Source organism: Kitasatospora sp. NPDC001119, assembly GCF_053598475.1.
The window spans coordinates 271,923-286,466 of the sequence record NZ_JBSFKI010000008.1 but is presented as its reverse complement, the minus strand read 5'-3'; the positions used below and the strand labels follow the sequence as shown (position 1 = coordinate 286,466).

The following is a 14,544-nucleotide window of genomic DNA, read 5'->3' as shown; positions in this document are numbered from 1 at the left end:
CTGGTGGATGAGCATCCGGGGGCGTTTGCGGGGGTTCGGACGGCGTTCACGGGTGGTGAGGCCGGTTCGGTGGCGCATGTGGCGAAGGTGCTGGGTCTGTTTCCGGGGTTGCGGGTGGGCAACGGGTACGGTCCGGCGGAGAGTATGGGCTTCACGACGTGCCACGCGGTGACCGAGGAGGATCTGGGGTCGTCGTCGTTGCCGATCGGGCGTCCGGTGGGCAACAAGCGGGTGTTCGTGTTGGACGAGTGGTTGCGTCCGGTGCCGGCGGGTGTGGTGGGTGAGGTGTATGCGGCGGGGGCCGGTCTGGCGCACGGGTATGTGGGTCGGGCGGGGCTGACGGCGGAGCGGTTTGTGGCGAATCCGCTGGGTGTGGCGGGTGAACGGATGTATCGCACGGGCGACTTGGGTCGTTGGCGTGCGGACGGGGTGCTGGAGTATGTGGGGCGTGCGGATGACCAGGTGAAGATCCGGGGTTTCCGGGTCGAGCCGGGCGAGGTCGCGGCGGTGCTGCTGGCGCACGAGGCGGTGGCGCAGGCCGCGGTCGTGGCACGCGAGGACCGGCCGGGCGACAAGCGCCTGGTCGGCTACGTGGTGCCGGTCGCGGGCCGGGAGATCGATCCCGACGAGCTGCGGCGTTTCGCCGTGGGGCGGCTGCCGCGTCACATGGTGCCGTCGGCGGTGGTGGTGCTGGAGGCGCTGCCGATCACGCCGAACGGCAAGCTGGACCAGCGCGCACTTCCCGCGCCTGCCGCCACCGCCGTCGAGCCGGGCGGTCGGGCGCCGCGTTCCGCGCAGGAGGAGATCCTGTGCGTGGTGTTCGCGGAGGTGCTGGGCCTGCCGTCGGTGGGGATCGACGACGACTTCTTCGCGCTGGGCGGGCACTCGCTCCTCGCGGCCCGGCTGATCAGCCGGATCCGCAGTACCTTCGGCGCGGAACTCGGGATCCGCGACCTGTTCGACGCCTCCACGGTCGTCGGCGTTGCCGAGAAGCTGAAGGACGGCCGCCCGGCGCGTCCGGCGTTGGTGGCGGGGGAGCGTCCGGAGGTGCTGCCGCTGTCGTTCGCGCAGCAGCGGCTGTGGTTCCTCGACCAGCTGGAGGGCGCTTCCGCGACCTACAACAGCCCGTTCGCGTTCCGGCTGCACGGGGCGGTGGACGTCGAGGCGCTCCGTGCGGCGATCGGCGACGTGGTCGGCCGGCACGAGGCGCTGCGGACGGTCTACCCGGCGGTCGACGGACAGCCCCGCCAGCTGGTGCTGCCGGCCGGTGAGGTCGAGGTGCCGTTCAGGGTCGAGCCGTGCGCGGCTTCGGAGGTGGCGGGGCGGATCGAGGCCGAGGCCTTCGCCGTCTTCGACCTCTCCGTCGAACTTCCCTTGCGGGTCGTGCTGTTCGCGCTTGGCGAGGACGAGTCGGTCCTGGTGCTGACCCTGCACCACATCGCCAGCGACGGCTGGTCCTCCGGTCCGCTCTGGCAGGGGGTCACGTCGGCCTACCGGGCCCGGCTGGCCGGAGCCGCCCCGGAGTGGGAGCCGCTGGCCGTCCAGTACGCGGACTACACCCTCTGGCAGCACAACCAGCTCGGCGAGGCTCTCGACCAGCAACTCGCCTACTGGTCCGAGGCGTTGATGGACGCGCCGCAGGAGGTGGCCCTGCCCTTCGACCGGCCCCGACCGGCCGCCGCGTCGCACGAGGGTGAGCTGTTGGAGTTCCATGTCGGCCCCGAGCTGCACGCGGAGTTGGATGCGTTGGCGCGTCGGCACGGTGTGACGCTGTTCATGGTCCTGCACGCGGGCCTGGCGGCTCTGCTGTCGCGGATGGGTGCGGGGACGGACCTCCCGATCGGCACGGTCGTCGCCGGGCGTTCGGATGAGGCCTTGGACGAGCTGGTCGGGTTCTTCGTGAACACCCTGGTCCTGCGGACGGATGTGTCGGGTGCGCCGACCTTCGGTGAGTTGCTGGGCCGGGTCCGGGATGCGGACCTGGCGGCGTTCACGCACCAGGACCTGCCGTTCGAGCGGCTGGTGGAGGAGTTGAACCCGGTGCGTTCGCTGGGCCGGCACCCGCTGTTCCAGGTGATGCTGGTCCTGCAGAACAACGAGGAGGGCAGCCTCCAGCTCCCGGATGTCGTGGTGAGTACGGAGTCGTTCGGGACGCCGCCCGCGAAGTTCGACCTCAACCTGACGTGCGTCGAGAACCGTGACGCCGCCAATGCGCCTGCCGGTATCACGGTGGTCCTGCAGTACGCGACCGATCTGTTCGACCAGGGGACCGCGGGTCTGGTGGCGGAGCGGTTGGTGCGGTTGCTCGGGGTGGCGGTCGGGGATCCGGAGGTTCCGGTGTCCGGCTGGGAGGTGTTCGACTCGCCTGAGCAGGAGCGGTACTTCCTCAGCCGGTCGGAGCGGGCCCGGGCCGGCGCGGTCGAGGCTGTGGAGGTGCAGGGGCATCGCGGTCCGAGGACGGCCCAGGAGGAGATCCTGTGCGCGTTCTTCGCCGAGGTTCTTGGTGTTCCGTCGGTGGGCATCGATGACAACTTCTTCGCCCTGGGCGGGCATTCGCTCCTGGCGACGCGCCTGATCAGCCGGATCCGCACGACCCTCAACGCTGAGCTCGGCATTCGCGACCTGTTCCGGAACCCGACCGTCGTCGGGGTGATGGAGAAGCTGAAGGAGGGCCGTCCGGCCCGTCCGGCGTTGGTGGCGGGTGAGCGTCCGGAGGTGCTGCCGCTGTCGTTCGCGCAGCAGCGGCTGTGGTTCCTGGATCAGCTCGAAGGCGCCTCCGCCACCTACAACAGCCCGTTTGCGTTCCGCCTGCACGGCGCGGTGGACGTCGAGGCCCTGCGCGGGGCGATCGGTGACGTGGTCGGGCGGCACGAGGCGCTGCGGACGATCTACCCGGCGGTCGACGGCCAGCCCCGTCAGCTTGTGCTGCCGGCCGGTGAGGTCGAGGTGCCGTTCAGGGTCGAGCCGTGCACGGCCGAGGAGGTGGCCGGGCGGATCGAGGCCGAGGCCTTCGCCACCTTCAGCCTCTCCGCTGAACTTCCGCTGCGGGTGGCCCTGTTCACCCTCGGCACGACCGAGTCCGTCCTCGTCCTGACCCTGCACCACATCGCCAGTGACGGGTGGTCCTCGGGCCCGCTCTGGTCGGGTATTGCCTCGGCCTACCGGTCCCGTCTGGCCGGCCTGGTCCCGCAGTGGGAGCCGCTGGCCGTTCAGTACGCGGACTACACGCTCTGGCAGCACAACCAGCTGGGCGAGATCCTAGACGAGCAGTTGAAGTACTGGCGTAACGCGCTGGGAGAGCTGCCGCAGGAGATGGCCCTGCCCTTCGACCGATCCCGTCCTGCCGCCGCGTCGCATGAGGGCGAGCTGTTGGAGTTCCATGTCGGCCCCGAGCTGCACGCGGAGTTGGATGCGTTGGCGCGTCGGCACGGCGTGACGCTGTTCATGGTCCTGCACGCGGGCCTGGCGGCTCTGCTGTCGCGCCTCGGTGCGGGGACGGACCTCCCGATCGGCACGGTGGTGGCCGGGCGTTCGGACGAGGCCCTGGATGACCTGGTCGGGTTCTTCGTGAACACCCTGGTCCTGCGGACGGATGTGTCGGGTGAGCCGACCTTCGGTGAGCTGTTGGGCCGGGTCCGGGATGCGGACCTGGCGGCGTTCACGCACCAGGACCTGCCGTTCGAGCGGCTGGTGGAGGAGCTGAACCCGGTGCGTTCGCTGGGCCGGCACCCGCTGTTCCAGGTGATGCTCGTTCTGCAGAACAACGACGAGGGCACGCTCCAACTCCCGGGCCTTACCGCTCAGCCCGAGTCCTTCGGGACACCGCCCGCGAAGTTCGACCTCAACCTCACCTGCGTCGAGAACCGTGACGCCGCCAACGCGCCTGCCGGTATCACTGCCGTTCTGCAGTACGCGACCGATCTGTTCGACCAGGGGACCGCGGGTCTGGTGGCGGAGCGGTTGGTGCGCTTGCTCGGGGTGGCGGTCGGGGATCCGGAGGTTCCGGTGTCCGGCTGGGAGGTGTTCGACTCGCCTGAGCAGGAGCGGTACTTCCTCAGCCGGGCGGAGCGGGCCCGGGCCGGCGCGGTCGAGGCTGTGGAGGTGCAGGGGCATCGTGGTCCGAGGACGGCGCAGGAGGAGATCCTCTGCGCGTTCTTCGCCGAGGTCCTCGGTGTGCCGTCGGTGGGTATCGACGACAACTTCTTCGCTCTGGGCGGGCATTCGCTTCTCGCGACGCGCCTGATCAGCCGTATCCGTACCACGTTGAACGCAGAGCTGGGCATCCGTGACCTGTTCCGTAACCCGACGGTGGTCGGGGTGATGGAGAAGCTGAAGGAGGGCCGTCCGGCCCGTCCGGCGTTGGTGGCGGGGGAGCGTCCGGAGGTGCTGCCGCTGTCGTTCGCGCAGCAGCGGCTGTGGTTCCTGGATCAGCTGGAGGGCGCTTCCGCGACCTACAACAGCCCGTTTGCGTTCCGCCTGCACGGCTTGGTGGACGTCGAGGCCCTGCGCGGGGCGATCGGCGACGTGGTCGGCCGCCACGAGGCCCTGCGGACGATCTACCCGGCGGTCGACGGCCAGCCCCGCCAGCTGGTCCTGCCCGCCCAGGACGTCCAGGTGCCGTTCAGGGTCGAGCCGTGCACGGCCGACGAGCTGGCCGAGCGGATCGAAGCCGAGGCCTTCGCCACTTTCAAGCTCTCGACCGAACTTCCCTTGCGGGTAGTGCTGTTCACTGCCACTGAAGGGGAATCCGTCCTCGTCCTGACCCTCCACCACATCGCCAGTGACGGGTGGTCCTCGGGCCCGCTCTGGTCGGGCATCGCCTCGGCCTACCGGGCCCGCCTAGCCGGCCTCGTCCCGCAGTGGGAGCCGCTGGCCGTCCAGTACGCGGACTACACGCTCTGGCAGCACAACGAGCTCGGCGCGACCATGGACCAGCAACTCGCCTACTGGTCCGAAGCGCTGAGGGATGCGCCGCAGGAGGTCGCTCTGCCTTTCGATCGGCCCCGCCCCGCCACCGCCTCGCATGAGGGTGAGCTGCTGGAGTTCCACGTCGACCCCGGCCTGCACGCCGAACTGGACGCCTTGGCGCGTCGGCACGGCGTGACGCTGTTCATGGTCCTGCACGCGGCTCTGGCGGCTCTGCTGTCGCGCCTCGGCGCCGGCACGGACATCCCCATCGGCACGGTGGTGGCCGGGCGTTCGGACGAGGCCCTGGACGACCTGGTCGGGTTCTTCGTGAACACCCTGGTCCTGCGGACCGACGTCTCGGCGGAGCCGACCTTCGGCGAACTGCTGGACCGGGTCCGGGACGCCGACCTGGCGGCGTTCACCCACCAGGACCTGCCGTTCGAGCGCCTGGTGGAGGAGCTGAACCCGGTGCGTTCGCTGGGCCGGCACCCGCTGTTCCAGGTGCTCCTGGTCCTGCAGAACAACGACGAGGGCACCCTCCAACTCCCGGGCCTCACCGCCCAGCCCGAGTCCTTCGGGACGCCACCCGCCAAGTTCGACCTCAACCTCACCTGCGTCGAGAACCGCGACGCCGCCAACGCGCCCTCCGGCATCCTCGCTGTTCTCCACTACGCCACCGACCTCTTCGACCGCGACACCATGACCCTGCTGGCGGACCGCCTGATCCGGCTGCTCGGGGTGGCCGTCGGGGATCCGGAGGTTCCGGTGTCCGGCTGGGAGGTGTTCGACTCTCCCGAGCAGGAGCGGTACTTCCTCAGCCGGGCGGAGCGGGCCCGGGCCGGCGCGGTCGAGGCTGTGGAGGTGCAGGGGCATCGTGGTCCGAGGACGGCGCAGGAGGAGATCCTGTGCGCGTTTTTCGCCGAGGTCCTCGGCGTACCGTCGGTGGGTATCGACGACAACTTCTTCGCTCTGGGCGGCCATTCGCTCCTGGCGACGCGCCTGATCAGCCGGATTCGTACCACGTTGAACGCCGAGCTGGGCATCCGCGACCTCTTCCGCAACCCGACCGTCGTCGGGGTGATGGAGAAGCTGAAGGAGGGCCGTCCGGCCCGTCCGGCGCTGGTGGCGGGTGAGCGGCCGGAGGTGCTGCCGCTGTCGTTCGCCCAGCAGCGGCTGTGGTTCCTCGACCAGCTCGAAGGCGCTTCCGCCACCTACAACAGCCCGTTCGCGTTCCGCCTGCAGGGCGCGGTGGACGTGGAGGCCCTGCGCGGGGCGATCGGCGACGTGGTCGGCCGCCACGAGGCCCTGCGGACGGTCTACCCGGCGGTCGACGGCCAGCCCCGCCAGCTGGTCCTGCCCGCCGAGGACGTCCAGGTGCCCTTCAGGGTCGAGCCGTGCACGGCCGACGAGGCCGCAGGGCGGATCGAGGCCGAGGCCTTCGCCACCTTCGACCTCTCCGCCGAACTGCCTCTGCGGGTGGCCCTGTTCACCCTCGGCGCGACCGAGTCCGTCCTGGTCCTGACCCTGCACCACATCGCGAGCGACGGCTGGTCCTCCGGTCCGCTCTGGCAGGGCATCGCCTCGGCCTACCGGGCCCGCCTGGCCGGCCTCGTCCCCGACTGGGAGCCGCTGGCCGTCCAGTACGCGGACTACACCCTCTGGCAGCACAACCAGCTCGGCGCGACCATGGACCAGCAACTCGCCTACTGGTCCGAGGCGTTGAGGGATGTGCCGCAGGAGGTCGCTCTGCCCTTCGACCGGCCCCGCCCCGCCACCGCCTCGCACGAGGGCGACCTGCTGCAGTTCCACGTCGGCCCCGAGCTGCACGCCGAACTGGACGCGGTGGCGCGTCGGCACGGCGTGACGCTCTTCATGGTCCTGCATGCGGCCCTGGCGGCCCTGCTGTCCCGCCTCGGAGCCGGCACGGACATCCCCATCGGCACCGTCGTCGCCGGACGTTCGGACCAGGCGCTGGACGACCTGGTCGGGTTCTTCGTGAACACCCTGGTCCTGCGGACGGACCTCTCGGACGCCCCCAGCTTCGGCGACCTGCTGGGTCGGGTCCGGGACACCGACCTGGCGGCGTTCACCCACCAGGACCTGCCGTTCGAGCGGCTGGTCGAGGAGCTGAACCCCGTTCGCTCCAGCTCCGTGCATCCGCTGTTCCAGGTGATGCTGGTCCTGCAGAACAACGACGAGGGCACTCTCCGACTCCCAGGCCTCACCGCCCAGCCCGAGTCCTTCGGGATGCCGCCCGTCAAGTTCGACCTCAACCTCACCTGCGTCGAGAGCCGCGACGCCGCTGGCGCCCCCTCCGGCATCCTCGCCGTTCTCCACTACGCCACCGAGCTCTTCGACCGCGACACCATGGCCCTGCTGGCGGACCGCCTGCTCCGGCTGCTGACCGCCCTGGTCGCGGACCCGGACCAGTCGATCGAGGCGGTCGACATCCTGAGCCCGGCCGAGCGCCGGCAGATCCTCGTCGAGTGGAACGACACCACGCGCGTCCCGGCGGACACCGGGCTGGTCCCGGAGGTCTTCGAGGGGCACGTCCGGCGGACGCCGGACGTGACCGCGCTCGTCTTCCAGGGCGATATTCTGACGTTCCATCAGCTCAACGCTCGGGCGAACCGCCTGGCGCGGCTGCTGATCGACCGCGGGGTGGGGCCGGAGCAGTCCGTGGCCGTCCTGCTCCCGCGGGGCACGGACCTGGTCGTCTCGCTGCTGGCGATCCTGAAGGCCGGGGCCTGCTACGTCCCGGTCGACCCGGAGTACCCGGTCGAGCGGGTCGGGTACATGCTCGACAACTGCCGGCCCGGCCTGGTGATCACCGGCGGGGACACCGCCGAGCGGTTCGCCGGTCTGGCCGGGCGGGTGCCGCACCTGCTGGACCTGGCGGAGCCGTCGCTGGGCGCCGAGCTGGCCCACCGGTCCGACGCCGACGTGTCGGACGCCGACCGGCTCGCGCCCCTGCGTCCCGAGCACGCCGCGTACGCCATCTTCACCTCCGGGTCGACGGGGACGCCGAAGGGCGTGCTCGTCGAGCACCGCTCCCTCGCCAACCTCGTCCACAGCCACCGGGAGGACGTCTACCGGGCCGACATCGCCTCGGCCGGCCGCCCCCTGCGGGCCGCCATGATCGGGGCGACGACCTTCGACGCCAGCTGGCTGCTGCTCTTCTGGCTGCTGGACGGCCACGAGCTGCACCTGGTGGACGACGAGACGCGCCGGACGCCGGAGCTCCTGGTCGACTACATCGACGGCGAGCGGATCGACTACCTGGAGACGACCCCGACGTACTGCCGGCAGCTGGTCGAGCTGGGGATGCTCTCCGAGCAGCGCGCCTCCCGCCCCCGGATCGTGGACGTCGGCGGTGAGGCCGTCGACGAGGCGCTCTGGGATGTTCTGCGGCGGGCCGGGGTCACCGCCAACAACCAGTACGGTCCCACCGAGTGCACCGTGTACAGCACGAACGCCGTGATCGGCGAGTACGAGCGGCCGGTCATCGGCCGGCCGATCCGCAACACCCGGCTCTACGTCCTGGACGACCGACTGCGGGTGGTCCCGCCGGGCGTTCCCGGCGAGCTGTACATCGCCGGGGAGAGCCTCGCCCGCGGCTACCTGGGCCAGCCGGGCCTGACGGCCGAGCGCTTCGTGGCGGATCCGTTCGGTGCGGCGGGCGAGCGGATGTACCGCACCGGCGACCTCGTGCGGTGGCGCGCCGACGGTGCCCTGGAGTACGTGGGCCGCGCGGACGACCAGGTGAAGATCCGGGGCTTCCGGATCGAGCCGGGCGAGGTCGCCGCGGTGCTGATGGCGCACGAGGCGGTGGCGCAGGCCGCCGTGGTGGTGCGCGAGGAGCAGCCGGGGGAGAAGCGCCTGGTGGGCTACGTGGTGCCGGTCGCCGACCGGGCGGCCGACCCGGAGGAGCTGCAGCGCTTCGCCGCGGGCCGTCTGCCGCGGCACATGCTGCCGTCGGCGGTCGTGGTGCTGGCGGACCTGCCGATGACCTCGCACGGCAAGCTGGACCAGCGGGCGCTGCCGGCGCCGGTCGCCGGTGCGGGAGGCGGCGGACGGGCCGCGCGCTCGGCACAGGAGGAGATCCTGTGCGCGGTCTTCGCCGAGGTCCTCGGGGTGCCGTCGGTGGGCATCGACGACGATTTCTTCCTCCTGGGCGGGCACTCGCTGCTCGCGGCCCGGCTGATCGGCCGGATCCGCACCGCCCTCGGCGCCGAGATCGGCATCCGGGACGTCTTCGACGCCCCCACCGTCGCCGCGCTCGCCGGCCGCTTGGACGACGCGGGGGACGGGGACGGCGCGCTCGCCACCCTGCTGCCGTTGCGCAGGAGCAGCGGCCCGGCGGCCCGGCCGCTGTTCTGCGTACACCCCGCGGCCGGCGTCAGCTGGGTCTACTCGGGCCTGCTCCGCCACCTCGACGGCGGCCGTGCCCTGTACGGTCTCCAGGCCCGCGGCCTGCTGGCCCCCGAGGCCGTTCCGGCCGGCCTCGACGCCATGGTCGACGACTACCTGGCGCTGATCCGCTCCGTCCAGCCGCAGGGCCCGTACGCGCTGCTGGGGTGGTCGTTCGGCGGGGTCGTGGCGCACGAACTCGCTGTCCGGCTCCAGGAGGAGGGTGAGGAGGTCGAGGCGCTCACCCTGATGGACAGCTTCCCGAGCGAGGGTGGCGGCGGATCGACCGAACCGGCCCGGGAGTTGACCGGTGCGGAGGCCGTCCGGGCGCTCCTGGAGTCGCTCGGCCACGACCCGGAGTCCGCGCGGGCCGCGGACGGTCCGTTCGCCCTGCTCGGCGACGCCGCGCTGGAGGCGATGGCCAGGGTCTTCCTCGCGAACATCGCGGTGCTGGACTCCTTCAAGTCCCGTACGTTCAGGGGCGATGTGCTGTTCTTCGAGGCGACCCGGGAGGAGCCGCGCCCCCCGGTGCGGCCGGAGGACTGGCGGGCCCACGTCACCGGTCGGATCGAGGTGCACCGGGTGACCGGGCGGCATGGTGAAATGACGAGGCCCGATCAGCTCGCCCAGATCGGCCCCGTTCTCGCCGCCTGGCTGGCCGGCGGGCGCGACCGGTCCTAGCCGGCGGGGCCGGCGGCCCGTGCGCCGACCGGCGTACGGGCCGCGCGGCGGTCCTGCTCCCCGCGCCGGCGTCGGCCGCGGGGTGCCGGAGGGGACGCAACCAGTGGGCGGCTCCGGGCAGTTCGGATTTCCTACCGCGACAGATCGGAGCGTTCAATGGGCAACGGCACACGTGGCGGCTTGCTCCGCCGCCACCGGGACTTCCGGCTCCTCTGGTTAGGCGAGACGGCGGGGCGCTTCGGCCAGTCGGTCACGGTCCTCGCCGTTCCGCTGATCGCCGTGTCGACCCTGCACGCCGACACCTTCGAGGTCAGCCTGCTGAGCGCGGCGCCCTGGGTGCCGTGGCTGGTCATCGGCCTTCCGGTGGGCGTCTGGGTGGACCGGCTGCGGCGCAGGCAGGTGATGTTCTGGGCCAACGTCGTCTGCTTCGCGCTCTTCGCCAGCGTTCCGGTCGCGGCGTGGGCCGGAGTGCTGGGGGTGACCCAACTGCTGCTCGTGGCCCTGCTCGCGGGCGCCGCCACGGTGTTCTTCCAGACCGCGTACACCGCCTACCTGCCGGACCTGGTGAAACCGGAGGACCAGGCCGAGGGCAACGCCAAGCTCCAGGGCAGCGCCTCCGCGGCGCAGATCGCCGGGCTCGGCTGCGGCGGCCTGCTCATCCAACTCGCGGGCGCCGCCAACGGGATGCTGGTCAACACGACGACCTTCCTGCTGGCGACCCTCTGCCTGGTCGCCATCCGGCACCGGGAGTCCGCGCCCGAGCGGGTCCAACGGCCGCGCGGCGCCATGGCTAAGGAGATCAGGGAGGGGCTGGGACTGCTCTTCGGCGACCCCTTCCTGCGGAGCCTGGCGCTCTTCGGAGCGGCGTCCAACCTCGCCCTGACCGGGTACCAGTCGCTCATGGTCGTCTTCCTGGTCCGTGAGGTCGGCCTGTCCTCCGGCGAGATCGGCAGCCTCGCGATGGTCAGCGGAATCGGCGGTGTGCTGGGGGCGTTCGTCGTGCGCCGGGTCAGCGCCAGGCTGGGCAGCGGACGCGCCCTGCTGGTGTTCGAGCTGGTGCTGCCGGCGCTGGCCCTGCTCATCCCGCTGGCCGGCCCCGGGTGGGGCCTGCTGATGATCGTCCTCGCCTACAGCGGGGTGGCGATCGGCATCGTGGCGGGCAACGTCATCAAGTCCGGGTTCGTCCAGAGCTATGTCCCGAGCGCCGTGCTCGGCCGGCTCGTGGCGAGCTCCGCGTTCCTCAACTACGGCACGATGCCGCTGGGCGCCCTGCTCGGGGGCGCGCTCGGCACCTGGCTCGGCCTGCGCCCGGCCCTGTGGATCCTGACCGCGGGCGTACCGGCGGCGGCCCTCTTCCTCTACTGCTCCCCGATCCGCCGCCACCGGGACCTGCCGACCGGGCAGCTGCCCGGGCACCGGCCGCAGGCCGAGCCGGAAGCGGTCGAGGCGGTGCGGTAGAGCTTGTCGCGGAAGGTTCGGGCGCCGGGGCGGGGCACCTGAACGGGGGAGTCCCCCGCGCGGCGGGCGGGTGCGGCCGGTGAGCATGTAGTCCGACCGCCCGTGGCGCCGGGCCGGGTCCGCGGCGCGCGTCGGCGGGCGGGCACGGCCGCCCCGGGAACCCGCGGCGCAGGCCCGCGAGCCCCGCCGGGGGACTCCCCGAGGAAGGAAGCACCCGCCATGGAGGCATCGGCACAGATCGGCGTGACGGGGCTCGCGGTGATGGGCCGCAACCTGGCGCGGAACTTCGCCCGCAACGGCTACACGGTCGCGGTGCACAACCGGAGCGAGGGCCGGACCAAGTCCCTGGTCGAGGAGTTCGGCCACGAGGGCGCGTTCGTCCCGGCGTGGTCGCCGCAGGAGCTGGTGGCCGCACTGGAGCGCCCCCGCCGGCTGCTGATCATGGTGAAGGCCGGCCGGGCCGCCGACGAGGTCATCGAGGAGTTCGCCCCGCTGCTGGAGGCGGGCGACATGCTCATCGACGGTGGCAACGCCCACTTCGCCGACACCCGCCGCCGGGAGCGGGCGCTGCGCGAGCGCGGCATCCACTTCGTCGGGACCGGCGTCTCCGGCGGGGAGGAGGGCGCGCTGCACGGCCCCTCGGTGATGCCCGGCGGCTCCGCCGAGTCCTACGCCGTCCTCGGCCCGATGCTGGAGCGGATCAGCGCCCACGTGGACGGCGACCCGTGCTGCACCCACATCGGCACCGACGGGGCCGGGCACTTCGTGAAGATGGTGCACAACGGCATCGAGTACGCCGACATGCAGCTCATCGCCGAGGCCTACCACCTGCTGCGGGAGGTCGGCGGGTACGCCCCCGCCGAGATCGCCGAGACCTTCCGGCGCTGGAACGAGGGGCGGCTCGACTCCTACCTGATCGAGATCACCGCCGAGGTGCTCGCCCACACCGACGCCGCCACCGGCGAGCCCTTCGTCGACGTCGTCCAGGATGCCGCGGAGCAGAAGGGCACCGGGCGCTGGACCGTCCAGACCGCTCTCGACCTCGGCTCCCCGGTCACCGCCATCGCCCAGGCCACCTTCGCCCGGGTCGCCTCCGCCCGGGCCGAGCTGCGGGCGGCCTACCGGCCGCTGCCCGGGGGCGGCCGGCAGGAGTTGCGCCCGCACGAGGCCGAGCGCTTCACCCGGGACGTCGAGCAGGCCCTCTACGCGTCCAAGGTCATCGCCTACGACCAGGGCTGGACGATGATCCGCGACGCCGCGGCCGAGTACGGCTGGGACATCGACCTGGGGGCGGTGGCGAGGATCTGGCGCGGCGGCTGCATCATCCGCGCCGCGTTCCTCGACCGGATCCGCGCCGCCCACGCGGCCAACCCCGACCTGGTCAGCCTGCTCGCCGAGGAGGAGTTCGCGGCCGAGGTCTCCGACGCCCAGGCGGCCTGGCGCACGGTGGTGGCCGGCGCGGCCCAGCACGGCATCCCGGTGCCGGCCTTCTCCGCCGCGCTCGCCTCCTACGACACCCTGCGCAGCCCGCACCTGCCCGCCGCGCTGATCCAGGGGCAGCGCGACTTCTTCGGCGCCCACACCTACCGCCGCACCGACCGCCCGGGCAGCTTCCACACCCTCTGGGCCGAGCCCGGCCGCCCCGAGGTGCGGACGGACGGCGGGACGGCGTAGCCGGACGGCCCCGGCGCCCCGGGGGGCGGGCGTCAGGGCTTCTCCGGGGCGGGCCTCAGGGCGTCTCCGGGACGGTCTTCCGCTCCGCCGCCCGCTCGATCTCCGCGAGCATGTCGCGTGGGAACCAGAGGCTGCTCGCGCCCGCGAGGGCGACGGCCGCCGAGCCGACCAGCACCGGCACGATGCCGACCCGGGAGGCGAGCCACCCGCCGAGGAAGGCGCCGACGGGCAGGGTGGCGGTCAGCACGGCCTGGAGGAAGGCGTTGACGCGGCCCAGCAGGTGGGCGGGGGTGACGAGTTGGCGCCCGGTGGTCATGGCGATCGACCAGATGGTGGCCATCAGTCCGAACAGCAGCTGGTACAGGACCAGCACGGCGAAGGACAGCCCCAGGGAGGCCGCCGGGATGAGGAAGAGGGCGGCGCCCGCGCCCACGGCGCACAGCCGGATGGCCCGGGCCATGCCCAGCGCCCGGGTCACGGAGGTCGCGACCAGCACGCCGGTGCCCATGCCGACGGCGTACGCGGCGTAGACCGTGCCGAGCTGCCACGGGGACAGCTGCAGTTCCCGGTCGGCGTACAGGACGAACAGGCCGCCGCCGGCCCCGCCGCCGAGGTTGAGCCCGGCCGCGGCCAGCGCCTGGCGGCGCAGCAGGGTCTCGCGCCGGATGACCGCGAGGCCCTCCCGCAGGGCGTCGAGGCGGGAGCGCGCGCCGCTGCCCGCCTCCTGCGCGGACCGGTTCAGCGCGGCCGGCAGCGCGAGGAACAGGGCCCCGCCGACGAGGTAGGCGGCGCACTCGACCAGCAGCGCCGGGGCCGGGTCGATCAGGCCGATCAGGATGCCGCCGAGCGCCGGCCCGCCGATCAGGCCGATGGTCCGGGCCCCGGTGAGCGAGGAGTTGGCCGGCAGCAGGCGGTCCGGGGGCACCACGCGGGGCAGACAGGACTGCAGCGCGACGCCCTGCGCGGAGTTCAGCGCCCCGGAGGCGGCGGCCGCGGCGAACAGGTGCGGCCAGGTCAGGCCGTCCAGCGCGGCGGCGAGCGGCACGCTGCCGATGGCGGGGACCTGCAGCCAGGACACCGCTACCAGCATCCGCCGCAGCCGGGCCCGGTCGACGGCCACGCCGATCAGCGGGCTGAGCAGGACGCCGGGCAGGTAGGTCATCGCCATCAGCGCCGAGGCGCCCAGCGGGCCGGCGTGCAGGTGGGCGATGGCCAGCAGCGGCAGCGCCAGCGCGGTGACCTGACGCCCCACCGAGCTGGTCATCTGCTCCGTGACCAGCAGCAGCAGCGGCCGGTGCCGGCGCAGCGGTACGGATTCCGGGGCCTTGGCCGGGGCCGGGGTGGCGGCCGGGGTCGTGGCCGGGCCGGACTTCGGGGGTATGGACGACTCCTCGGCCGTGGAGGATCCCATGT

The 14,544-nt window shown here is 72.5% G+C and carries 4 protein-coding genes; 3 read left to right on the top strand and 1 reads right to left on the bottom strand.

Going from position 1 to position 14,544, the window contains the following annotated elements:
* The 3 genes from ACWDD9_RS13175 to gndA all read left to right on the top strand — a co-directional run.
* Positions 1-9,999: amino acid adenylation domain-containing protein (locus tag ACWDD9_RS13175; RefSeq protein ID WP_449811645.1), on the top strand; the 9,999-nt coding region annotated here is incomplete at its 5' end.
* A gap of 156 nt (positions 10,000-10,155) precedes the next feature.
* The gene (locus ACWDD9_RS13170) at positions 10,156-11,457 is read left to right on the top strand and encodes an MFS transporter (RefSeq protein ID WP_449811644.1); all 1,302 of its coding nucleotides are present in this window, start codon (positions 10,156-10,158) and stop codon (positions 11,455-11,457) included.
* 219 nt (positions 11,458-11,676) lie between these two features.
* Positions 11,677-13,131, top strand: coding sequence for an NADP-dependent phosphogluconate dehydrogenase (gndA, locus tag ACWDD9_RS13165; RefSeq protein ID WP_449811643.1), 1,455 nt, complete (start codon positions 11,677-11,679; stop codon positions 13,129-13,131).
* 55 nt (positions 13,132-13,186) lie between these two features.
* Here the strand turns inward: gndA and ACWDD9_RS13160 are convergent, their stop codons facing one another.
* On the bottom strand, positions 13,187-14,542 hold the full coding sequence (locus ACWDD9_RS13160) for an MFS transporter (protein WP_449811642.1): 1,356 nt from the start codon (positions 14,540-14,542) through the stop codon (positions 13,187-13,189).
* Positions 14,543-14,544: the final 2 nt, after the last annotated feature.

Bases quoted from the DNA above. Each gene is read 5' to 3' on its own strand.
- ACWDD9_RS13170 (WP_449811644.1), top strand. From the start codon at position 10,156: ATGGGCAACGGCACACGTGGCGGCTTGCTCCGCCGCCACCGGGACTTC.
- gndA (WP_449811643.1), top strand. From the start codon at position 11,677: ATGGAGGCATCGGCACAGATCGGCGTGACGGGGCTCGCGGTGATGGGC.
- ACWDD9_RS13160 (WP_449811642.1), bottom strand. From the start codon at position 14,542: ATGGGATCCTCCACGGCCGAGGAGTCGTCCATACCCCCGAAGTCCGGC.